Here is a 21,847-nt window from a genome sequence, read left to right as displayed (position 1 = left end):
GCACGGCGAGCCGGTACCGCTTTCAGTCGGGCGTGCGCATGGCCTCGGCGATGCCTTCCCAGCGCTTCACGGCGCCGGTCTCGATGCCGAACAGGTCGAGCACGCGGCCCAATGTATGGTCGACCATCTCCTCGATGGTGGCCGGCCTGGCGTAGAACGCAGGCACGGGCGGATACACGATCGCGCCCGCGTCGGTCACCGCGGCCAGGCTGCGGATATGACCGGCGTGCAGAGGCGTCTCGCGCACCATCATCACGAGGCGCCGGCGCTCCTTCAGCATCACGTCCGCCGCGCGCGACAGCAGCGAACCGGTGCAGCCTGTCGCCACCTCGGACAGCGTCTTGATCGAGCACGGCGCGATCACCATGCCGTCGACGCGGAACGAGCCGCTCGAGATGGCGGCGCCGATGTCGGCGTTCGGGTAGAACGCGTCCGCCAGCGGCCGCAGGTCGTCCAGTCCCATGTCGAGTTCCTGCGCCAGCGTCACCTGCGCCGAGCGGCTCACGACCAGGTGCGATTCGACCCCGGCCCGGCGCAGCAGGTGCAGCAGGCGCACGCCGTACACGGCGCCGGATGCCCCGCTGATGCCGACCACGATGCGGCGGCGCGCCCCGCCCGCCGCCCCCATCATGCGGCCTGCTCGTTCAGCAGCGCGTCGGTGAAGCGCTTGAAGAAGGCGGCGGCCATCTTGCGCGCCACGCCGTCGATCAGGCGCGCGCCCACCTGGGCCAGGCGTCCCGCCACCTGGGCTTCCGAGCGGTAGACGAGGCGCGTGCCGTCGCCTTCCGCATACAGCTGCACGTCGGCGCTGCCCTTGGCATTGCCGGCGGCGCCGCCGCTGCCCTCGAAGCTCAGCGCATACCCGTCGGGCGGGCGCCGGTGGCGCAAGGTCATGCGGCCGGCGAAGCGCGCCTTGATGGGGCCCACGCTGGCGGCCAGGACCACCTTGTAGCTGTCGTCGCCGTCGGGGTCGAACGTTTCGCAGCCGGGCACGGCGGCCTGCAGGATGCGCGGATCGTTGAGGGCCGCCCATACGGTGTCGCGCGGCAGCGGCAGGATGATTTCGTCGGTCAGTTCCATGTCGTTCTCACTTGTCGAGGATGTGGTGCCACTTGGCCAGCGTGGCCTGCTGCAGTTCCTTGCTCGCTTCCGCCACTTCCGGGAATTCGTCGATGAAATCGTAGGGGCGGCAGGCGTCGATGATCGCCTTCGAGTTGAACGGCGCCTTGTACGGGTACGCGATCGACATCGGGTCGTTCTTCGAGCCCATGCCGCGCTTGATGATGTCGATGTCCAGCTCCGGATCGGAACGCGTGGCCACCGCCCACATCACTTCCTGCATGTTCGACGGATCGATGTCGTCGTCGACCACGATCGTGTAGCGCGACATGTAGGCGCCCACGCCGCACTGGTTGAGGATGTGGCCGGCCTGGCGCGCGTGGCCGGCGTAGCGCTGGCGGATCGATACGACGTTGAACATGCGCGCGCCGCCGATCTCGTGGGCCCACACGCCGGCGACGTCGGGCACGCCGGCCGCCTGCAGCGCGTCGATCAGCAGCGCCGAGCGCATCACCGCCTTCGAGTACGAATAATCGTTGGGCGGCTTGGCCGGCGGGCTGCCCATGATGATCGGATTGTCGCGGTAGTAGACGCGCTCGATCGTGACCACCGGCGCGGTCGCGGGCTTGCCCGGGTAGTAGCCGTGGAATTCGCCGAACGGGCCTTCGATGCGCTCGTCGCCCGGATGGGCCCAGCCTTCCAGCACGATCTCCGCGCCGCTCGGGATCGGCAGGCCGGTCAGCTGGCCCTTCACCACCGACACGGGGCGCTGCAGGATCGCGCCGATGTAATTCAGTTCGCACATCCCGAACGGCACCTCGATGCCGGAAATCAGGTAGCCGAGCGGATCGCAGCCGATCACGATCGCGACGGGGAACGGCTTGCCGGCCTTCATGTGCTTGTCGTACTGGATCGCGCCGTGCTTGCCCGGGATCATGTCGAGGCCCACGTGGTTGCGGTCGTGGATCATGACGCGGTAGGTGCCGACGTTGACCCAGTCCGAATCGAGGTCGCGCGTCACCACCATGCAGCCGGTGCCGATGTAGCGGCCGCCGTCCTTCTCGTGCCACAGCGGCGCCGGGAAGGCTTCGACGTCGACGTCGGCGCCGCTCGCCACGTTCTCGAACACCGGACCGGTGCCGACGTCCACGGGCTCGTAGTCCGGGGCCTGGGTCTGCCACTGGCGCGGCTTGCCGCGCAGCGCCTGCACGAGGCCCGCGTGGGTGTCGTGGTGACCGAGGCGCAGGATCGACGACAGGCGCGCGGGGCTGCTGGTGCTGCAGGTCATGACCCGGAAGCCGTCGGCGTAGCCGGGGATCCGGTCGAACAGCAGCGCCGGCGGGCGGGCGCGCTTCACGTTCAATTCGCTGATCGCGCCCAGTTCGAGGTTCCAGTCGGCGCCGTCGACCTCGACCAGCTCGCCCAGCGCGCGCACTTCCTCGATCCAGGGACGCAGGTCGAGCGCGTCGGGTGTCTTGTTCGTCACATCCATCTCCTTGATTGTTGAGCCTGTAGATTGCGCCGGCCGCGGCGGCGGCGCAAACGATGGTGGTTCATGCCTGGCATGAGAATCCTTCATGCCGGCCGCGTGTATTTGAAGGTGCCCTGCGCGGTGGCCACGAGGATGCGCTCGTCCACCCACAACTCGCCGCGCGAAAAATAGATGCCGCCGCCGCGCCGCTCGATCCAGCCGCGCGCCGCGATGCGTTCGCCCTTGCCGCGGTCGAGGAAGCTGCACGTCAGCGACAGCGTCAGCCCGTGCAGCGGCTGCGCCTGGTCCGGCGTGTACAGGCCCGCGTAGCCGCAGGCCGCGTCGAGCAGGGTGGCGATCACGCCGCCGTGCAGCACGCCCTGGCGGTTCAGCAGCGCGGGGACGATGTCGACCTCGAACTGCGCGAAGCCGTCGCGCCACCCGGTGCGGCGCGCGCCCAGCAGGTCGAGGAAAGGATTCCCGGGTTCGAACATCGGCGTGCCCGGCCCGTATGCCGCGCCGTTCATCGCAGCGTCCCCGCCAGCCGCGCCGCCACCGCGTCGATGAAGCTGGCCGTGTCCACCGGCGCGCGGCGCGCGGCCGCCAGCGGCGCCAGGTCGGGCGTCAGCACGCCCTCGTCCACCAGGTCCGCCGCCGCCCGTTCCAGCGTCTCGGCGAAGTGCGCGACGTCCGGCGTGCCGTCCAGGCGCGCGCGGTGCCACAATGCGCGGCTCCACGCGTGGATGGTGGCGAGCGGATTGGCCAGCACCGGCGCGCCGGCGCGCCAGCGGTCGTAATAGCGGCGCACGGTGCCGTGCGCGGTCTCGGTCTGCACCAGCCGGCCATCGGGCGACATCAGCACGGACGTCATCAGGCCCGGCGAGCCGTAGCCTTGCGCCATGTAGTCGGCCTGGACGTCGCCGTCGTAGTTCTTGCAGGCCCACAGGTAGCCGCCGGTGCTCTTCACGCTGAACGCGGCCATGTCGTCGATCAGGCGCGGCGCGTACACGAGGCCCGCTTCGGCGAACGCCGGCGCGAACGCTTCGAATTCCTCGGCGAACAGGTCGACGAAGCGGCCGTCGTACTGTTTCAGCACCGTCGCCTTGTGCGAGAAATACACGGGCATGCGGCGCTGCAGGCCGTAGTGGAAGCAGGCGCGCGCGAACCCGCGGATCGAAGCGTCGATATTGAACAGCGCGAGCGCCACGCCCGGGCCGTCGAAGCGGTACAGCTCGCGCGACTCGCTGCCGTCCGCGCCGTCGAACACGAGGCGCACCGTGCCCGGTCCCGGCACCGCCAGTTCCTGCGCGCGGTACTGCTCGCGGAACGCATGGCGCGCGATCACGACCGGCTGCGCCCAGTGCGGCACGAGGCGCGCCACGTTGCGGCAGATGATGGGCTCGCGGAAGATCACGCCGTCGAGCGCGGCGCGCAAGGTGCCGTTCGGCGACGGCAGCGCCCGCGCCAGGCCCAGTTCGCGCTGGCGGGTACGGTCCGGTGTGATGGTCGAGCACTTCAGCGACACCCCGTGCCGCCGCGCCGCGGATGCCGCGTCGAGCGTGACGCGGTCGTCCGTACGCGCACGGTGACCGATCGACAAGTCGAAGCGCACGAGCCCGACGTCCACGAAGGGCAGCACCAGCCGGTCGCGTACCCAAGCCCACATCACTTGCGCCATCTCGTCGCCTTCCATCTCGACCAGCGGCCGTTCCACCCTCACCTTCGCCATCCCGCATCCTGTCCGTTGACGGGCGCGCGGCATGCGAGCCCTGCGGACAGCTTGCCCGCGCCCCGCGGGCGCCGGCAAACGACGTTTTCGAATGGACGGCATGAAAAAATTTCGTTTCCAGATTGCCTATTGCCAGTGCAAACTGCTTCAAAGTAACGCGGGGGTATAATGAAAACGCCTTTGGCAGTCATGTTTGAGTTGCGAGGATGAGACCGAATATCCCTTCATTGCAGAGTTTGCTTGCATTCGATGCGGCGTCCCGTCACCTCAGCTTCACCAAGGCGGCCCAGGAGCTGCACCTGACGCAGACGGCGATCAGCCACCAGATCCGCACGCTCGAGGAACGCCTGGACACCAAGCTGTTCGTCCGGCGCCGCAACATCCTCGCGCTGACGCCGGCGGGGAGCGAGTACCTGCGCTCGGTGCACGAGGCGATCAGCCTGCTCTCGGCCGCGACCGACCGCACGCGCAAGCGCGAAACGAAGGTCGTCCTCACGATCGCCTGCCTGCCCACGTACGCGGTGAAATGCCTGATTCCGGCGCTGCCGGAATTCCAGGAAGCCCATCCGGACATCACCGTCCACCTCAACACCAGCAGCAGCTTCGACGTTTTTACGCGCAACGCCTACGACGTCGCGATCCGCTACGGTTCCGGTCACTGGGGCGACATGCGCGCCGACCGGCTGCAGAGCGAGGCATTCTTCCCCGTGTGCGCGCCGGCGCTGCTGGAACGCGCGGGCCCGTTCGCGACGGTGGCAGAGGGCCTCGCGCGCATGCGCCAGGTGCGCACCTATTTCTATTCGATGTACCAGGACGACTGGCCGGCCTGGCTCGAGGCGGCCGGCCTGGCGCACGCCGAATTCGACGGCGAGGCCGTCTTCCACCTGCAGCTGACGTCGCTCGAAGCGGCGCTGGCCGGCATGGGCGTGGCCATCGGCCGCACGCCGCTGGTCGACGCCGACCTCGCGAGCGGGCGGCTGGTCGAACCGTTCGCGCTGCGCGTGCCGTCGAGCTCCGCCTACTTCATCACGAGCCCGTCCGGCAAGGCGAAGCTCAAGCGCGTCGAAGTGTTCCGCGACTGGGCGCTCGCGCGCCTCGGGTCCGGTCCCCGGCAAGAACACCCATGGCCGGAACAGAAGGTCTCCTGAACGATCCATCCTTCCAGTCGATCGGCGCGCTGCTGCGCGCGCACGCCCGGCGCGACCCGCACCGGCGGGCGCTCGTCGACGTCGCGACCCGGCGCGGCATCGCGTTCGGCGAACTGGCCGATGCGGCCGACGCCATCGCGGGCCGCCTGCGCGCGCACGGACTCGCGCCCGGCGCGCGCGTGCTACTGGCGGGCGCCAACGGCATCGACAAACTGCTGCTGTGGATCGCGACCTGGCGCCTGGGCGCCGTCGTGTGCCCGCTCGATCCCGGATTTTCAGGCGCCGCGGTCGTGCGCTCGGTGGCCGCCATCCTGCAGCCCGCGCTGGTGCTCGCGCCGGCCGGCGCGGACGCGTCCCCGTTCGCGGGTTTCCCGGTCCTGCGCCACGGCCGCTGGGGCGCGGACGCGGCACCGGACGAACTGTCGCTGGCCACGGGCCCGGCGCCGGCCGGCCTGCCGGAAAACGGCCCGGACGACCTGGCCAGCATCTGCTGCACCTCCGGCACCAGCGGCGAACCCAAGCTGCTGCTGTACGACCACGGCTGCTACTGGCAGAACGGCCTCGACACCATCGACACGATCGGCCTGACGGCCGCCGACCGCCTGCTCGAGTACCGTTCCTTCGACTGGTACTCGGCCCAGATCCTGAGCCTCATGCCCTGCCTGATCGCCGGCCTGACCCTGTGCGTGGCGCCGCGCTTCTCGCGGCGCAGCCTGCCCGGCTGGCTGCGCCGCGAAAAGATCACGGTCTGCGTCGGCGTGCCGGCGGTCGTCAACATCCTGCTGGAGGCACCGCTGCCGCCGGCGACCCTGGCCGGCGTGCGCGCGATGACGTGCAGCAGCGCCCCGCTGGCCCGTCCGCAATGGGAGCGCTTCGAGGCGCTGTACGGCGTCGGGATCCTGAACCTGTACGGCTCGTCCGAGGCGGGCTGGATGTGCGCGAACCGCGCCGGCGCGCGCAAGGTGGGCACCGTGGGCCAGCCGGTGCGCCGCATCGCGTTCGACGTGCTGAACGCCGACGGGCAGCCCTGTCCGCCCAACCAGGCCGGCCAGGTGGTGGTCGCCGGCACCAAGCTGGCCCTTGGCCTGCTGCGCGCGGACGGCGGCGTCGATCCGATCCGCGGCGCGCCCTTCGCGATGCGCGACGCGGCCATGCGCGACGACGACGGCTTCGTGTGCATCCTGGGGCGCACGGACGACCTGATCATCCGCGGCGGCGTCAAGATCGTGCCGCAGGAAATCGAGGAAGTGCTGCTGGCGCATCCGGACGTGGCCGAGGCCGCGGCGCTGGGCGTGCCGGATCCCGTGTATGGCGAGGAGCCCGCCTGCTTCGTGGTGCCGCATGCGCACCGCGGCATCGACGTCGACGCGCTGCTCGCGTGGTGCGCCGCGCGGCTGCCGCGCGAGAAGCAGCCGAAGTCGGTGTCGGTCGTGGATGCGCTGCCGCGCAACGCGCGCGGCAAGCTGGTGCGCGACGCGCTGCGGCGCCGCTGGTGGAGCGCCCGCACGGCGGGCGCGGACGAGGATCAGGCGGCCGGCGACTTGTAGGCCGTCATCTGCAGTTCGACGAGGAAGCCGTAGTGCAGCTCGGGCACCGGCACGACCGCGCGCGCGGGACGGTGATCGCCGAACACGTCGGCATAGATCCGGTTGAATTCCGGCCAGTGCTCGACGCCGACGATGTAGGCCGTGCACTGGACCACGGCGTCCAGACCGCAGTCCGCCGCGGCGAGCACGCGCCGGCAGTGTTCGAGCGCGGCGCGCACCTGGCGCTCGAAATTGTCCGGACCGTCGGTCGCCACGCCCGGACCGGGCAGCATGCCGGACACGAACACGAAGCCGCCGGCCTCGATCGCCTGGGGATAATGGCCGGCCGGCGCCGGGCCCTCGGTGGTGAAGATCGCTTTCATGTCGGTCAGTCCTTGGGAAGGGGTTTGCCCACCGTCTCGGGCAGGAACGGGGTCAGCACGAGGCCGAGCAGGTAGATGCAGCCGACCGTGACGGCCGCGTGGCCGTAGCCGCCGAACTTCGTGATCAGCGTACCGGCCGTCAGCGGGCCGGCCCAGGCGAGGAAGCGCGGCACGTTGAAGCAGAACGCGATCGCGGTGCCGCGGATGCGGGTCGGATACAGTTCCGGCAGCCAGGTCGGCATCCACGTGTACTGGCCCAGGCTGAAGAAGCCGGTCACGATCGCCACCAGCAGCAACAGCCCCAGCGCATGCGTCCACAGGAACAGCACGGGCGTCAGGATGAAGGCCATGGCGAAGAACAGCATCGTCACCGGCTTGCGGCCGTAGGTGTCGGCCAGGAAGCCCAGGCCGATGTAGCCCGCGATCGCGCCCACGTTGTAGACCATGCCGGCCAGGCTGGCCCAGGTCTGGGCCGACCCGCCCTGCGCGGCGGCCACGGCGCCGATGTACGGCGGCACCCAGGTCGAGATGCCCCACCAGCCGAGGGTCGTCGTCAGCGACATCAGCACGGCGATGATCGTGCGGCGGCGCAGATCCGGCTGCTTGAGCAGGTCGACCGCGGTGAAGCGCGTCAGGGCCTGCATGCTGTCGTCGAGCCGGGCGCCGCTGCGCTCCAGCGCGCGCGCGGCGCGGCGTTCGCGGTCGACCTTTTCCCACTGTTCCGACTCGGGGATCCCGGCGCGCATCCACAAGGTGGCGAGGCCCGGCAGCACGCCGACCAGGTACATGTAGCGCCACGCGTGCTCGCCCGCATGGCTCATGAACAGCCACACGAACGACGCGGTGAAGAAACCCAGGCCCAGGCCGCACTGCATCAGGCCCGCGCCCTTGCCGCGGTGGCGATCCGGCCACAGCTCGGCCGTCATCGCGGTGCCGGTCGCCCACTCCGACCCCATCGCCAGGCCGACGACGAAGCGCAGCGCGATGAACGACGGCAGGTCCCAGGAAAAGGCGGACAGGCCCGTCGTGATCGAGTAGGCGAGGATCGCCACCAGCATCATCTTCTTGCGGCCGATGTAGTCGGTCAGCACGCCGCCGACCAGGCCGCCGATGCCCCAGCCGAGCAGGGTCAGGCCGATCACGAGTCCGGCGTAGTACGGGATGCCGGCGTGCGTGCCCGGCCCGAGCAGCTGGCCCAGGGCCATGCCGATCGTCAGGATCATGGCATAGGTCTCGTAGCCGTCGAAGAACCAGCCGAGGTTGGACGCCAGCAGCGCCTTCCACTGCTGGCGGTCGATCGCGCGGTACCAGACCTGTCCGGCCCCGGCCTGCGCCGCGCCTTGCACGCGGTTGAGCATGTTCGTCTCCTTGTCGTCGTTATCCGCCGGTGCCCGCTCAGGCGGATTCTTTACGGCGCTTGCACGCAGCCAGCCTGACCGCGGAGACCACCTCCGGGTAAGTCGCGCAACGGCACAGGTTACCCGACAAATAGCTCTTGATGTCGGACTCCGACGGATCGGCATTGTGGCGCAGCAGCTCGCGGCTCATCATGATCATGCCGGAGGTGCAGAAGCCGCACTGGAAGGCGCCGCATTCGATGAAGGCTTCCTGCACCGGATCCAGCGTGCCGTCCGCATCGAGCTGCTCGATGGTGCCGACCGTGGCGCCGTCGGCCATGGCCGCGAGGTACAGGCAGCCCGACACGGTCTCGCCGTTGACGTCCAGCGTGCAGCAGCCGCACAGGCCCTGGCCGCAGCTTTCGCGCGCGCCGTACAGCGCGAAGTCGCGGCGCAGCACGTCGAGCAGGGTCTCGTGCGGCTGCACGCGGGTGCGGACCGGCGCGCCGTTCAGCACGAAGCGGATCTCGATGGTGGTGTCGCTCATGGTCATGTCTTCATTCCTCGGACAGGGGTTCGTTGCGGGCCGCGCACATGGCGCGGTAGACGGCTTCGGGCGTCAGCGGCAGCGCCGTCAGGCGCACGCCCACCGCGTCCTCGATCGCCTCGGCGATGGCGGAGGCGACACCGAACGTCGCGCTCTCGCCCACGCCCTTGGCGCCGAACGGGCCATTGGCCTGGTGCGCGTCGACGACCTCGCGGCCGATCACCGGCGGGATGTCGTGGATGCCCGGGATCTTGTATTCGGAAAACGAGGCATTGCGCAGCTGGCCGGTGGCGTCGAACTCCATCCGCTCCAGCATCGTGAGACCCAGCTGCATGATGGCCGCGCCCGAGATCTGGGTGTCGACCACCTTCGGGTTGAGCGGCGTGCCGCAGTCGACCACGTTCTCGAAGCGGACGATGCGGAAGTGGCCGGTCTCGGTGTCCACCTCCACCTCGACGCCGCAGCCGCCCACCATCCAGTTCGGCGTGATGTCCGGCGACTGTCCCGTCTCCGCATCCGGCTTCACGTAGCCGGGCATGAAGCTCCCGACGCCCACCACGTTACCGGCCGGCATGCCGTACTTCTTCTTCAGCAGGACGCCGGCGTCCAGGCGTCCGTCGGACGGCAGGCCCAGCTCGGCCGCCAGCGCGCGCATCTTCGCCAGCGCATCCTCGGCCGCGAGGCGCACCGCGTGACCCATGTGGAACGTGGAGCGCGAACCGAGCGTCGCCATGTCGTACGGCGTCACGTCCGTGTCCGGGTGGATGACCTTGATGCGTTCGGCGGCGATGCCCAGCACCTCGCCCGCGACCAGCGCCATTGCCGTGTCGGACGCCTGGCCCATGTCGACCGTGCTCGAATAGACGATGCAGCTGCCGTCGCCGCCCAGGCTGACCATCGCGACCGACGTCGTCGGCGCCACCAGCGCCTTGAAGCCGATGCCGATGCCGCGCCCGCGTTTCACCGTGCCGCCGCCGTGGTCGAACGGGTCGTTCCAGCGCAGGCGGTCGGCGACGCGGTCCAGCACCAGCTCGAGTGCGGCGTCGCGCATCACGGTACCGGTCGGGTGCTCGCGGCCGTCGCGCAGGATGTTCTTGCGGCGGAATTCGACCGGGTCGATCTTCAGGGCGCGTGCGATGATGTCGGCCTGGCTTTCGTACGGCCACACCACCTGCGGGATGCCGAAGCCGCGAAAGGCGCCGGCCGGCGGCAGATTGGTGTAGACGGCGTAGGAGTCGATCGACACGTTGTCGATCTCGTACGGGCCGGTCGCCGTGAAGCCGGACTTCTGCGTCACGCGCGGACCGATGTCGGCGTAGGCGCCGCCGTTCCAGTAGACGTCGCACTTGCGCGCCGTGATCCTGCCGTCGTTCGTCACCGCGGTCTTGATGCGCACCGTGGTCGCGTGCTTGGTGATGGTGAAGAACTGCTCTTCCATCGTCAGCGCGACGCGCACGGGGCGGCGCGCCAGCAGCGCCAGCGCGGCCGCCAGCGCTTCCAGCTTGATGTACAGCTTGGCGCCGAAGCCGCCGCCCAGCAGCGCGGTGCGCACGCGCACCTGGTTCTCGGCCCAGCCCAGCAGGCGCGCGATCTCGATGCGCACGAAGGACGGGCTCTGCGACGCCGTGTGGATGGTCAGCGTACCGTCGCCCGCTTCCGCCACCGAGACCATCGGCTCGAGCGGCACGTGCATCACCTGCTGCGTGCGGAACGTGTGTTCGAACACATGGTCGGCGGCCGCGAACGCCGCATCCGGGTCGCCGCGGCGCAGCTTGAAGTCGAGCGCCACGTTCGTGCCGCTGCGGCCCGCCAGATGCTTCAGGTCGGGGAACGTGCCGGCCGGCTTCAGGGTGTCGTGCACGTGGACGCCGGAACTCGCGGCCTCGACCTCGTCGAACACGGCCGGCAATTCCTCGTAGTCGGCGACGATCAGGTGGGTCGCCTCCTCGGCCACGTGCGGGTCGCTGGCGAGGACCACGGCGACCGGTTCGCCGACGTAGTGCACCTTGCCGATCGCGAGGATGGGCTGGTCGTGGAACGCCGGGCCGTAGTATGGCACCGGGATCACGCGCAGGATGTCCTCGGCCGTATAGACGGCATGCACGCCCGCGAGGGCGCGCGCGGCCTCGACGTCGATGCCCACGATGCGCCCGTGCGCGACCGTGCTGCGGAAGATCTTCGCGTGCAGCATCCCCGGCAAGACCAGGTTGTGGATGTATTCGGCGCGGCCGGTCACCTTGGCGCGCGATTCGAGGCGGTCGAGGTGGCGCCCGATCTGGCGGTCCGGGGCCGTCGCCGCGGCGGTATCGTTACGATTCATGCGTGTTCCTTTCCGGCCCCGCCCGCGAGCGCGCACCTGACGGCGCGTCCCAGGTAGACCGATAGCAGGTGTTTCTTGTAGCTGGCGGAGCCGTGCGGATCGCCGACGATGTCGAGTTCCGCGGCCGCCGCTTCGCCGGCCCGCTTCAGCACCGCGTCGTCGCGCGCCGCCGCGCCGCGCAGCAGCGCTTCGGCGCCCGCGAGGCGGGTCGGCCGGTCCGTGGCGGCCCCGACGAAGACGCGGGCGTCGCGGACCTGTTCGCCGTCGAGGTCGAGCACGACGGCCACGCCCAGCGCCGGCCAGTCGTGCGCCGCGCGCGTCGTGACCTTCATGTAGGCGCCGGCGCGGCCGGCCTGCGCCGGGACGTCGACGGCGGTGACCAGTTCGTCGCGCGCGAGGACCGTCTCGTAGTAGCCGGTCGACAGGTCCTCGACCGGCAGGGTTCTCGTCCCGTCCGGCCCCGTGACCGTCACCCGCGCGCCCAGCGCCGACAGCACGGGCGGCAGGTCCATGTGCGGATCGGCGTGAGCCAGGTTGCCGCCCACGGTGGCCACGTGGCGCACACGCACGTTGGACAGGGTGCGCAGGGTACGCGCCAGCATCGGCCAGCCTTCCCTGACGGCGACCGAGTGCTCCAGCGCCGACAGGCGCGCGAGGCCGCCGATGCGCAGCGCGCCGTCGGCCCCGACGCCCAGCCGCGCATGTTCCGGTTCGATGCCGGCCAGGCTGACGAGCCGCGTCGGACGCAGCACGCCCGCCTTCATCATCAGCATCACCGCCGTGCCGCCGCCGACCGGGCGGATGTCCGGGTCCTCGGGATCGAGGAGCGCAATCGCGTCCTGCAGCGTGGCGGGACGCGCGAGTTCGAAGGGTGCCATCGCTTACTCCTGTGTTTGCGTTGTCCGGCTGCGGGCCAGCAGGCCGCGCAGCGCGTCGGCGACGGCGTCGGTATGTTCGAGCGGCGTCAGGTGACGGGCGCCGGGCAGTACATCCAGCGTCGAGCCGGCGATGCCGCCGTGCAGGACCTGCGCCATCGCGACCGGCGTCGCGTAGTCGTCTTCGCCCACGAGGATGGCTGTCGGTACCGCGATGTCCGCCAGCAGCGCGCGGCCGTCGAAGTCGCCGAGCATCCCGCACGTGGACGCGAATGCCTCGACATCGTTGCGCAGGAAGGTGTCGACCGCGCGCGTCAGCACGTCCGGATGGGCTTCACGGAAGGCGTCGCTGAACCAGCGCGTGCTCTGGAAGCCGACCAGCGCGCGCAGGCCTTCGGCGCGTGCCTTGTCGGCCCGCTGCCTCCAGTCGGCCGGCGCGGTGGGGCCGTACCAGGCCGTGGTATCGAACAGGCCGAGCGCACATGTCGGTCCGGGATGGCTGGCGGCGAACTGCAGCGCCACGCAGCCGCCCATCGACGCGCCGGCCACGACGGCCGGCCCAAAGCCGATCGCCGTACAGACGGCGCGGACGTCGTCGGCGAATTGCGCGGCGTGGTACGGGCCGGCCGGCTTGCCGGACAGGCCGTGGCCCCGGCAGTCGACGGCGACGATGTCGGCCTCGCCGGCCAGCCGATCCGCGACCGGCTCCCAGAACAGGCCGTCCATCGCGAGGGAATGCAACAGCAGGATGCGCTGCCGGCTGCCGCGCCGGCCGAAGCGGCGGTACGCGATCCGCGTCCCGTCGCCCGCAGCGGCAAAGGCGGGGCCCGCAGGGTGTGTATTGCTCATTGGTGGGTTCTCCATGACGTCATCGATGTCGGTGATGCTGGACATATTGATGACGCACCGCGGCGCCCGCAAACGACGAATCCTCATGGCGGGCATGAAAATATTTCATCGTTTGCACGACCGGTCCCGCCGCTACACTCGCCCCATGGACAACATCGACCTGGAAGTGCTGAAGGCCTGCGACGCGTGGCTGGCGGCGGGACAGCCATGTGAATACGTGACCGTGGCCCGGACCTGGGGCTCGAGTCCCCGGCCGGAAGGCGCCACGATGGCGATCCGGACCGACGGCATGGTCGTCGGCTCGGTCTCGGGCGGCTGCATCGAGGACGACCTGATCGCCGCGGTGCGCACGCACGGCATCACCCGCAGGCGCCCGGAAGTCGTCACCTACGGCATCTCGGCGGACGAGGCGCACCGCTTCGGCCTGCCCTGCGGCGGCACGATCCAGCTGGTCGTGGAGCCGCTGGGACCGCACAGCCGCATCGCGGAACTGCACGCGCTGGCACGGCGCCGGGTGCTGACGCGGCGCACGCTCGACCTGGCGACGGGCGGCGTCACGCTGGCCCCGGCCCGCCCGGACGACCGGCTGCGCATGGACGACCGGGCGCTCGCCACCGTGCATGGACCGTTGCTGCGCATGCTGATCATCGGCGCCGGCCAGCTGTCGCAATTCCTGGCGCAGATCGCCGTCGGGCTGGAATACGAAGTGACCGTGTGCGATCCGCGCGAAGAATACCGCGCCAGCTGGAGCCTGCCGGGCGTGGAGGTCGTGCACGCGATGCCGGACGACCTCGTGCTGGAGATGAAGCTGGACAGCCGCAGCGCCGTGGTCGCCCTCACCCACGACCCGAAACTGGACGACCTCGCGCTGATGGAGGCACTCAGGACGGACGCGTTCTACGTCGGCGCCATCGGCTCGCGCGCCAACGACGCGCGGCGGCGCGAGCGCCTGCGCGCATTCGATCTCACCGGGGACCAGGTCGCGAAGCTGCACGGCCCGATCGGCCTGTACATCGGCAGCAAGACCCCGTACGAGATCGCGATCTCGATCCTCGCGGAGCTGGTCGCGGTGAAGAATGGCGTGGCGCTGCCCGCGCAGATGTCCGTGGCCGGCGGCAAGGCGCTGGCGGCCGCCTGAGCCGGCGTCACGGGCGGTACGCACCGGCGCACTGCCGCAGCTGCTGCAGCTCGTGCAGCACGCGGGTGAAATGGATGATCCAGCGGCTCCCGATGTCGGTCGGTTCCATGCGCGGGCCGCCGCGCACGAAGACCGGCTGCCCCAGGTCGGCCTCGAGCCGCGCAATGGCCTGGCTGACCGCCGGCTGCGACACGTCGGCCAGGTGCGCCACGTCCGGCATCCGCCCCAGCAGCGCGAGCGCCACGGCCAGTTGCAGGCGCCGTTCGTTGAACAGCGCCGACAGCGCGGCGACGGGACCGGTCCGCTGACGCGAATCCAGCGCCTGGGCATGGACGGCGGCCAGTTCGTCCCGGATCCTGCGGGCCCGCGCCAGCACGCCGGCGCCGGCCGGCGTCAGCCGCATGCCGCCCACCGTCCGCTCGAACAGCATCACGGCGAGGATGCGCTCCATGCGCGCGACTGCGCGCGTGGACGTCGCCGGCGAGCGCGCCAGCACGAGGCTGGACGGGCGGATGCCGCCGCTCTCCGCTACGGCGCCGAACGCGTGCAGCTGGCGCAACAGGTCGTCCTGCATCGCTGTGCTCCGCCCCGACGTCCGGTTACAGCGGCGCGAAGCCGTACAGCGCCGCGGGGTTGTCGACCAGGATCTGCTTCTGGACGCGCCGGTCGTCCGTGAACGCGTGGAACAGGTCGACCAGCTCGCCATCGTTCGGCATGTCCTTCGAGATGTTCGGATGCGGCCAGTCGGTACCCCACAGCAGGCGCTCCGGCGCGGTCGCGATGAGCTGCCGCGCGAACGGGATCGCGTCGTGGAACGGCCGTTTGCCGGCCGAGACGCGCTCCGCGCCGCAAATCTTGACCCAGGCCAGCGGGTTTTCGCGCATCAGTTGCAGCAGCATCTGGAACGGGCGCTGTTCCAGCCCGTGCTCCGCGCGTACGCGCCCCATGTGGTCGATCACGAACGGCACCGTGATCTTGCGCAGCATGGCCTGCTGCTGCGGGATGTCCTCGGCGTCGAAGTGCAGCACGATGTGCCAGCCCAGCGGCGCGATCCGGCGCACCATCGTGTCGATGACCGCCACGTCCGGCACGCCGCCGAGATGCCTGACGAAATTGAAGCGGATGCCGCGGATGCCGCCCGCGTGCAGGTCGGCGAGTTCATTGTCCGTGATGTCCGCCCGCACGTTGGCCACGCCGCGGTACGCGCCGTTGCTCGACCGGATCGCATCCAGCGTCACCGCATTGTCCGTGCCATGGCAGCTTGCGTGCACGATCACGGCGCGGGAGATCCCGAGGCGGCCATGGAGCGCGCGCAGCGCCTCGACCGGCGCATCGGGCGGCGTGTAAGTGCGGTCCGGCGCGTAGGGGAAGCGGTCGGCCGGCCCGAACACGTGGCAATGGGCATCGCAGGCACCGGGCGGCAGCCGGTGGGTGGGCTGGACAGGATGAGGGTCGGGAGGCAGGCAAGATTTCATGTCGGTGATTCCTGGTGATTGAGTCTGTCCGTCGATTGTGCCGCTCGCTTGATACCCATACAATGGCAATACCTAACTAGCTTCTATGCACTTTTTGCATATCCGAACCCATGAACCTCGACCAGCTCGAAGCCTTCGTGCACGTCGCCGAACTGAGCAGTTTTACGCGCGCCGCCGCCATCCTCGACCGCCCCCAGCCCGCGCTGAGCCGGCTCGTGCGCCAGCTCGAAGTGGACTTGCGCCAGAATCTCCTGCGCCGCAACGGACGCGGCGTCGTGCTGACCGAAGCGGGCAAGGTACTGCTCGAACACAGCAAGGGCATCCTGCGCCAGGTGGACGCGGCCCAACATGCCCTGAAGAACTTGCAGGGCACGCTCGACGGGGATTTCAAGATCGGCCTCGCGCCAAGCGTGGCGCGCTTCGCGACGGTGTCGCTCGTGCGCAGTTTCCACGCCCAGTTCCCGCAGGCGAAGATCACGGTGTCCGAAGGTTTGTCGAGCTATCTGGGCGAATGGCTGGCGATGGGACGGATCGACGCCGCCATCCTGTACGACACGGGCGAGACGCCCCTGGTCGACAAGCGTCCGCTGTTTTCGGAAGAGATGTTCCTGATCAGCCGGGCCGGCGCCGACGTCCCGTCCGCGATCCCGTTGAAGGCGCTGCCGCGTTACCCGCTGATCATTCCGGGCCGCCAGCATACGATCCGCACCCTCGTGGAGATGTGCGCCGCCGAACGCGGCATCCAGTTGCAGATCGCACTCGAGATCGATGCCGTTCCGCCGATCCTCGACCTGATCGACGAGGGCTACGGCCACGCCGTACTGCCGCTGAATGCCATCCTCGCGGATCCGCGCCAGCGGCGCTTCCGCTGCACGCGCATCGCCGAGCCCGGCATCCTCGGGCGCATGGCCATCGGCACCAGCAACCAGCATCCGCTGTCGCGTCTGGCCACGCGCGCCGTGGCCATGCTGGAAAGCGAGATCATTCCTCTCTACGAGGCGCGCCAAAAGCACATCGACGCCTACCTCGGGTAGCGCCAGCCTCGTTCAGAACAGGTGACGGATGCCGACGGCGACGCTGTTGCCCTCCACCCTGCCGGCGACGTGGTCGTACAGGTACGTCGCGTACACGTCGGTGCGGCGCGACAGGTAGTGGTCGTACCCGAGGGCGCCGGTATCGTGCGTCCCCACGTGCGCCGCGGGATTGTCGACCGTCGTCCGGGCCCACGACGCGAGGATCGATCCGCCTTTCGTGACGGGAACCGAGGTGCCGAGCTGCCAGGTGCGTGACCTGACGTTGGTGACGGCGTTGTCCGTCGCCTGCGCCGATGCGTACAGCTTGGCCCAGCCGGCATCGTGGGCGACGCCGGCCAGATACGCCGTCTGTTCGGTCGACGGCGCGACGGCCGCCGTGCGCACGCGCTGCGCCGAGAAGACCGCGACGAGCCTGTCGCGCACATAGCGGACGTGGATGCCGGCATTGTTCACGCTGCTCCTTCCCGCGACCTCGCCAGGCGCGTAGATCAGCGTGGCAGCGAGTCCGTCGACGGCCGGCGTGACGTACTGGATCGCGTTGTTCCACACCGTGTCGCCGATCACGGTGTTCCCGAACGCCGCCACGTAGCTCTGCACGACGAGCGGCGAAAAGACGACGGACGCGCCGAACGGGTTCACCATCTGCATCGACACGTAGTACGGCGACGTGTGCCGACCGAGCGTGACCTGGCCGAAGCGCCCCGCCAGGCCGACCCAGGCGCTGCGCGAGAAGCCCGTCGGGTCGGCGGCGCTGCGGCCCGCGCCTCCCGTGTCGGGCTGGAAGAACTGTTCCAGCTGGAACACGGCTTTCATGCCGTCGCCGAGATCCTCGCTGCCGCGCACGCCCCACCACGACGTGGTGAGACCGCCGGAACCGACGACGGTCGCCCGGTCGACGTTGTCGCTGCGCTTCATGCTGCCGACGTAGCTGCCGATGAGGCCATACAGCTGGACGCCGTCGGCGGCATGGGCGTCGAGGGTGCCGGCGAGGCCGGCGCTTGCGAATAAGACGGCAACGAGCCGGCCTGCGGCCGTGCGGTGCGGGCTGCACATGGGTTTGTCTCCTCTGGATTTGTTTTATTCGCGGTTCAGCACGCGGTGCATGGTCTCGACGTCGAGCGCCTTTTCCCATTTCGAGATGACGATCGTCGCGACGGCATTACCGATGAGGTTCGTCGGGGTCAGGCCTTCGGACAGCAGGCGGTGCACACCGAGGATCAGGGCGACGCTGGCGACCGGGATCGACCCGACCGTCGACAGGGTCGCCGCCAGCACCACGAACGCGGCCCCGGCCACGCCCGCCGCGCCTTTCGACGTCAGCAGCAGTACGCCCAGCAGGACGATCTGCTGCGTCAGGTCCAGCGGCGTATTCGTCGCCTGGGCGAGGAATACGGTGACGCTCGCCAGGTACAGGCAGGTGCCGTCCAGGTTGAACGAATAACCGGTCGGAATGATCAGTCCCACGACGCTGGGCTTGCAGCCGAGCTGCTCCATCTTCGTCAGCATGCGCGGCAATACGCTTTCCGACGACGTCGTCGCGAGGCAGACGAGAATCTCCTCGCGCAGGTAGCGCATCAGCTTGAACAGGCTGAAGCCGCACAGGCGGGCGATCGGGGCGAGAATGCCGAAAATGAAGATCAGGCAGGTCACGTAGAAGCAGACGAGCAGGTTGCCCAGCGACAGCAGGGCCGACGCCCCATATTTCCCCACCGTGAACGCGATCGCGCCGAACGCGCCCAGCGGGGCCGCCCACATGACGATGCCGACCATGCCGAAGAAGACTTTCGACAGCCCTTCGAGCAGCCCGATGACGGGTTTGCCGACCTCGCCGGCACGGACCAGCGCGCAACCCAGCAGCACGGACACCAGCAGGACTTGCAAGATATGACCTTCGGACAACGAGCCCACCATCGTGGAGGGGATGATGTTCATGATGAAGGGCACGATGCCGGCCTCGTGGCCTTGCGCCACGTAGTTCTGGATCGAGTGCGTATCGAGACTGGACGCGTTCACGTTCATGCCCGCGCCCGGCTGCCACAGGTTGACGACAATCAGCCCGACCGCCAGTGCGATCGTCGTCATGACCTCGAAATACAGCAGGCCTTTCAAGGCCACGCGGCCGACGCGCGACATGTCGTCCATTTTCGCGATGCCCAGAACGACGGTACAAAAGATGATCGGGGCGATCAGCATGCGGATCAGCTTGATGAAGCCGTCGCCCAGTGGTTGCATCTTCGTGCCGAGGCCCGGGAAGAAGTGGCCCAGCAGGATGCCGAGCGCCATCGCGACCAGGACCTGTATCCACAATTGTCGATACCAGCGTCGGGCGACCGGCATAACAGCGCCGGCAGTAGTTGTCAGCATTTCATGTCTCCTCTGGATATTATTGGCTGTGTAAGGTCCAATTTTGTCCATGGGGCAGAAAACAAACAATGACAATATCGCGCTAGCTGATATGTTCAATACGAATACCGGTCATGCGTCGCGGACCGGACTGGCCGCGCGAAAGCGCCGGCCTGATCGACATGGACCGCCGCGCATGGCATGCGCGGGCGCGGTCATGTCATCATTTCGCCGCGACGGCCCCGGTGGAGACCGGTGCGACGGGGTTGAAGCGGCGTGCCAGATCGGGCGTCGACATGACGTCCGCGGCACCGGCGGCCGTCTTGTCGACCTCGACGCCGAGCACATAGGTCGGGCCGAACATGTTGGTGCGGAACACCACCATTTTCTTGTCCGGTGTGAACCGGATGTTTGGCTCGAGGTGGTAGTTGTGATGCGCCATGTTGACGAGCCGCTCCGGCCGGAACACGCCGGGCTGCCAGAAGTCCTTCTGGTTGATCGCGCCCGGCCCGAGCACCGACTGCGGCCGGAGCAGCACGATCCACTCCCCATCGGGCGCATGCGCCACCTGGCCAGGGTCGCCGCCGTCGCCTGCGAACAGGGTGCCGTCGTTCGATACGTTGAAATGGATCGACCAATCGTTGCGCTCGAGCTGGTATGCCGTCCGCCGGCCCGTCTCCAGGTTATAGCCCGCCACGTAGAATGCCGCGCCTTTCGGATACTGCCAGTCGTACCAGACGGTCTTGCCGTCCTGTCCCCAGAACTCGTGCCCGGCGATTTCCATCGCCATCGTACGGCGGTGAATGAGCGTGTTGGCCGAGCCGTCCGTCCGGATCGTCCATATCCGATCCACCTTTTGCCATGGGCCTTCGTGGCAATACATCAGCAGGCCCGGATCGGTAGGCGAAAACAGCAGGTGATTAATCCAGTCGGTCGACCGCAACAACCGGGTTTCCTTGCCACTCTTCAGGTCGATCGTGAACAGGACGAGCGGAATGCGCGCGGCGAGGCGCCGCTCCATCATCTCGCCCTTGTTGCGCGGCTGGTTCAGCGGGCCGCCGGGAGCGTCCTGGCGTGCCGTCGCCTCGCTCTTTATCTCATACGTGCCGGCCGCGAGCGTGTCGTCGGCATTGATGCTGTCGATCTTGTAGCCGGCCGGTACGTCGACGAGCTTGCGCACGACGCCCGTATCGAAGTCGACCTGATTCACCGACGTCGCATGGGTTCCCGGATCATCGCTGAGAAAAAACACGACGTTCGACTTGCGTCCGACAGCGATCGTCCGGGTCGCCATCCGGTCACCGTGGTTAGCCACCAGCAACCGCGTCTTGCGCGTGACGAGGTCGAGGCCGTGAATACCGTCCGGCGCGTTATACACCATCCACTTGCCGTCCGGGCTCACCGCCGTATAGTTGAAGTACAGCGACGCGGAATCCGGCTCCGGGGTCAGGCGCCAGACGCGGTGCCCGGTATCCTTGTCGACCCAGGTGGACGGAAGCGTATCGGCCAATGCGTGTGCGCCGATACAGGCGGCAGCGATCACGGCTGCGCGAAAAATGCGGGACCTGAACATGAAGACTCCGTTGGTTGCAATGAAAACCAGATTCGAAATTCATTATGAAACCGTTGACTGGACGGAAGTGCTCAGCGTGATGATTGACTTGTTCAAGTCTGCGAATTCGCGGTGCTACGACCCGGCACTGAACTGGAGAGCAGTGCGTGCGCCACGAATGCCATCCGAGCGGAACTGTCCCACAAGTGCAACGAGCCGGTCGGCCTGCCGTTGCAGGCTGTCCGCGGCCGCCGCCGCTTCCTCGACGAGCGCCGCATTCTGCTGCGTGATGCCGTCGATCTGCCCGATCGACTGGTTGATCTGGGCGAGGCCCGCGCTCTGTTCGGCACTGGCCGCCGCGATCTCGGCGATCGTGGCCGTGACGCGGCGCATGCTGTCCACGACGTCGCCCATCGTGCGACCGGCCTCGCCGACCATCGCCGACTGCTGCCTCGTGCCGCACTTGTACAACGCGCGCCGCTTCGAATGCGATTTGACGCCCTACCCCACGCTTGTCGCCATCGCGGAACGGTGCGAGGCACTGGCGGCGTTCGCGGAGGCGCGGCCGGAGCGGCAAGCCGACGCGCAATAATTCGGCCCGCCACCTCGCCGGACGCGCCCACGCCAGTTTGCGTACGCGTTCGGACGAGGTGGCGGCCGAGAATGTCTTCATGAGCCGGGCACGATACATCTCCGCCATGCGCGAGATTGCAGGAAGATCTGCTCGTAATCCAGCGCCGGCTCAGAAAGTGCGCGTCACGGTGAGGACGACCGCGCGCCGCGATACGTCCGCTACCGCGGGCATGCCATTCCTGTCCCGCACACCGGTCGAATAATGCTCGTAAGCGGGCGTCGCCCCGTACGCGCGGCTCCAGGCGACGGCGGCGCTCCACCGGTCGTCCAGCTGCGCGGTGAACCCCGCCCGCACGTCGCGCCAGTTCCAGGCCGCGTTGCCGCTGCCGGCGACGCGGCCATCGCCGGCGTGCAGGTTCAGCGTGACGCGGTGGCCGAGTTCATGGTCGATGCCGACGTCGACGTACGGCAACCGCGGCCGGCACCTA

At 68.8% G+C, this 21,847-nt stretch carries 23 protein-coding genes; 5 read left to right on the top strand and 18 right to left on the bottom strand.

Annotation, left to right across the window (positions count from 1 at the left end):
* Positions 1-22 precede the first annotated feature (22 nt).
* From QPK29_RS30440 to QPK29_RS30420, 5 genes are all read right to left on the bottom strand, one after another.
* Positions 23-628 (bottom strand): UbiX family flavin prenyltransferase, encoded by a 606-nt coding sequence (locus QPK29_RS30440; protein WP_160409083.1) that lies wholly within the window; start codon positions 626-628, stop codon positions 23-25.
* The gene (locus QPK29_RS30435) at positions 628-1,080 is read right to left on the bottom strand and encodes a CoxG family protein (RefSeq protein WP_371771161.1); all 453 of its coding nucleotides are present in this window, start codon (positions 1,078-1,080) and stop codon (positions 628-630) included. The genes QPK29_RS30440 and QPK29_RS30435 overlap by 1 nt, the downstream gene beginning before the upstream one ends.
* A 7-nt stretch (positions 1,081-1,087) precedes the next feature.
* Complete coding sequence (locus QPK29_RS30430; RefSeq protein WP_371762698.1) at positions 1,088-2,545, bottom strand: UbiD family decarboxylase; 1,458 nt, start codon at positions 2,543-2,545, stop codon at positions 1,088-1,090.
* An 89-nt stretch (positions 2,546-2,634) separates the two neighbouring features.
* Complete coding sequence (locus QPK29_RS30425) at positions 2,635-3,057, bottom strand: PaaI family thioesterase (protein ID WP_371771160.1); 423 nt, start codon at positions 3,055-3,057, stop codon at positions 2,635-2,637.
* Positions 3,054-4,259 carry an NADP-dependent isocitrate dehydrogenase gene (locus QPK29_RS30420; RefSeq protein WP_371771159.1) on the bottom strand — a complete coding sequence of 402 codons (1,206 nt, stop codon included), beginning with the start codon at positions 4,257-4,259 and terminating at the stop codon, positions 3,054-3,056. The genes QPK29_RS30425 and QPK29_RS30420 overlap by 4 nt, the downstream gene beginning before the upstream one ends.
* Before the next feature lie 206 nt (positions 4,260-4,465).
* On the opposite strand from QPK29_RS30420, the gene gcvA reads away from it, so the two are divergent.
* Positions 4,466-5,407: a transcriptional regulator GcvA gene (gene gcvA, locus QPK29_RS30415; protein WP_160408881.1), complete on the top strand. Its 942-nt coding sequence runs from the start codon at positions 4,466-4,468 to the stop codon at positions 5,405-5,407.
* On the top strand, positions 5,383-6,954 hold the full coding sequence (locus QPK29_RS30410) for a class I adenylate-forming enzyme family protein (RefSeq protein ID WP_371771158.1): 1,572 nt from the start codon (positions 5,383-5,385) through the stop codon (positions 6,952-6,954). The genes gcvA and QPK29_RS30410 overlap by 25 nt, the downstream gene beginning before the upstream one ends.
* Here the strand turns inward: QPK29_RS30410 and QPK29_RS30405 are convergent.
* The 6 genes from QPK29_RS30405 to QPK29_RS30380 are packed head-to-tail and all read right to left on the bottom strand — an operon-like array spanning position 6,933 to position 13,244.
* Complete coding sequence (locus QPK29_RS30405; RefSeq protein ID WP_371771157.1) at positions 6,933-7,316, bottom strand: RidA family protein; 384 nt, start codon at positions 7,314-7,316, stop codon at positions 6,933-6,935. The two genes, QPK29_RS30410 and QPK29_RS30405, sit on opposite strands and share 22 nt — an antisense overlap.
* Positions 7,317-7,321: 5 nt before the next feature.
* Positions 7,322-8,674, bottom strand: coding sequence for an MFS transporter (locus QPK29_RS30400; protein ID WP_160408875.1), 1,353 nt, complete (start codon positions 8,672-8,674; stop codon positions 7,322-7,324).
* A gap of 37 nt (positions 8,675-8,711) precedes the next feature.
* On the bottom strand, positions 8,712-9,206 hold the full coding sequence (locus tag QPK29_RS30395) for a (2Fe-2S)-binding protein (RefSeq protein WP_400189897.1): 495 nt from the start codon (positions 9,204-9,206) through the stop codon (positions 8,712-8,714).
* Positions 9,207-9,210: 4 nt separating this feature from the next.
* Positions 9,211-11,520: a xanthine dehydrogenase family protein molybdopterin-binding subunit gene (locus QPK29_RS30390; RefSeq protein ID WP_371771156.1), complete on the bottom strand. Its 2,310-nt coding sequence runs from the start codon at positions 11,518-11,520 to the stop codon at positions 9,211-9,213.
* Positions 11,517-12,398 (bottom strand): FAD binding domain-containing protein, encoded by an 882-nt coding sequence (locus QPK29_RS30385; RefSeq protein ID WP_160408869.1) that lies wholly within the window; start codon positions 12,396-12,398, stop codon positions 11,517-11,519. The genes QPK29_RS30390 and QPK29_RS30385 overlap by 4 nt, the downstream gene beginning before the upstream one ends.
* 3 nt (positions 12,399-12,401) lie before the next feature.
* Positions 12,402-13,244, bottom strand: a complete 843-nt coding sequence (locus tag QPK29_RS30380; protein WP_371771155.1) for an alpha/beta fold hydrolase — start codon at positions 13,242-13,244, stop codon at positions 12,402-12,404.
* A 145-nt stretch (positions 13,245-13,389) separates the two neighbouring features.
* Here QPK29_RS30380 and QPK29_RS30375 point away from each other — a divergent pair, with 145 nt between their 5' ends.
* Positions 13,390-14,382, top strand: coding sequence for an XdhC family protein (locus tag QPK29_RS30375; protein ID WP_371771154.1), 993 nt, complete (start codon positions 13,390-13,392; stop codon positions 14,380-14,382).
* Between the two features lie 7 nt (positions 14,383-14,389).
* On the opposite strand, the gene QPK29_RS30370 is transcribed toward QPK29_RS30375, so the two are convergent.
* Positions 14,390-14,956 (bottom strand): LysR family transcriptional regulator, encoded by a 567-nt coding sequence (locus QPK29_RS30370; RefSeq protein ID WP_371771153.1) that lies wholly within the window; start codon positions 14,954-14,956, stop codon positions 14,390-14,392.
* Between the two features lie 25 nt (positions 14,957-14,981).
* Complete coding sequence (locus QPK29_RS30365; protein ID WP_371771152.1) at positions 14,982-15,857, bottom strand: amidohydrolase family protein; 876 nt, start codon at positions 15,855-15,857, stop codon at positions 14,982-14,984.
* A gap of 110 nt (positions 15,858-15,967) precedes the next feature.
* On the opposite strand from QPK29_RS30365, the gene QPK29_RS30360 reads away from it, so the two are divergent.
* Positions 15,968-16,891 carry a LysR substrate-binding domain-containing protein gene (locus QPK29_RS30360; RefSeq protein ID WP_160408860.1) on the top strand — a complete coding sequence of 308 codons (924 nt, stop codon included), beginning with the start codon at positions 15,968-15,970 and terminating at the stop codon, positions 16,889-16,891.
* A 12-nt stretch (positions 16,892-16,903) separates the two neighbouring features.
* On the opposite strand, the gene QPK29_RS30355 is transcribed toward QPK29_RS30360, so the two are convergent.
* The 4 genes from QPK29_RS30355 to QPK29_RS30340 all read right to left on the bottom strand — a co-directional run bounded on the left by QPK29_RS30355 (position 16,904) and on the right by QPK29_RS30340 (position 21,179).
* On the bottom strand, positions 16,904-17,944 hold the full coding sequence (locus tag QPK29_RS30355; RefSeq protein WP_371771151.1) for a porin: 1,041 nt from the start codon (positions 17,942-17,944) through the stop codon (positions 16,904-16,906).
* Positions 17,945-17,968: 24 nt separating this feature from the next.
* Positions 17,969-19,255, bottom strand: coding sequence for a C4-dicarboxylate transporter DctA (gene dctA, locus QPK29_RS30350; protein ID WP_371771150.1), 1,287 nt, complete (start codon positions 19,253-19,255; stop codon positions 17,969-17,971).
* Between the two features lie 202 nt (positions 19,256-19,457).
* Positions 19,458-20,807, bottom strand: coding sequence for an oligogalacturonate lyase family protein (locus QPK29_RS30345; protein ID WP_371771149.1), 1,350 nt, complete (start codon positions 20,805-20,807; stop codon positions 19,458-19,460).
* 114 nt (positions 20,808-20,921) lie between these two features.
* Complete coding sequence (locus QPK29_RS30340) at positions 20,922-21,179, bottom strand: hypothetical protein (protein ID WP_371771148.1); 258 nt, start codon at positions 21,177-21,179, stop codon at positions 20,922-20,924.
* Here QPK29_RS30340 and QPK29_RS30335 point away from each other — a divergent pair.
* Positions 21,178-21,378 carry a glutathione S-transferase family protein gene (locus tag QPK29_RS30335; protein WP_371771147.1) on the top strand — a complete coding sequence of 67 codons (201 nt, stop codon included), beginning with the start codon at positions 21,178-21,180 and terminating at the stop codon, positions 21,376-21,378. The genes QPK29_RS30340 and QPK29_RS30335 overlap by 2 nt on opposite strands.
* Positions 21,379-21,528: 150 nt before the next feature.
* Here QPK29_RS30335 and QPK29_RS30330 read toward each other — a convergent pair whose 3' ends face one another.
* Positions 21,529-21,831 carry a hypothetical protein gene (locus QPK29_RS30330; RefSeq protein ID WP_371771146.1) on the bottom strand — a complete coding sequence of 101 codons (303 nt, stop codon included), beginning with the start codon at positions 21,829-21,831 and terminating at the stop codon, positions 21,529-21,531.
* Positions 21,832-21,847 lie beyond the last annotated feature (16 nt).

The sequence above is a fragment of the Massilia orientalis genome (genome assembly GCF_030411975.2).
In the GTDB taxonomy this organism is placed as follows: Bacteria; Pseudomonadota; Gammaproteobacteria; order Burkholderiales; family Burkholderiaceae_D; genus Telluria; species Telluria orientalis.
Note: the sequence above shows the minus strand (reverse complement) of the source record. Positions and strands in the feature narration are given on the sequence as shown.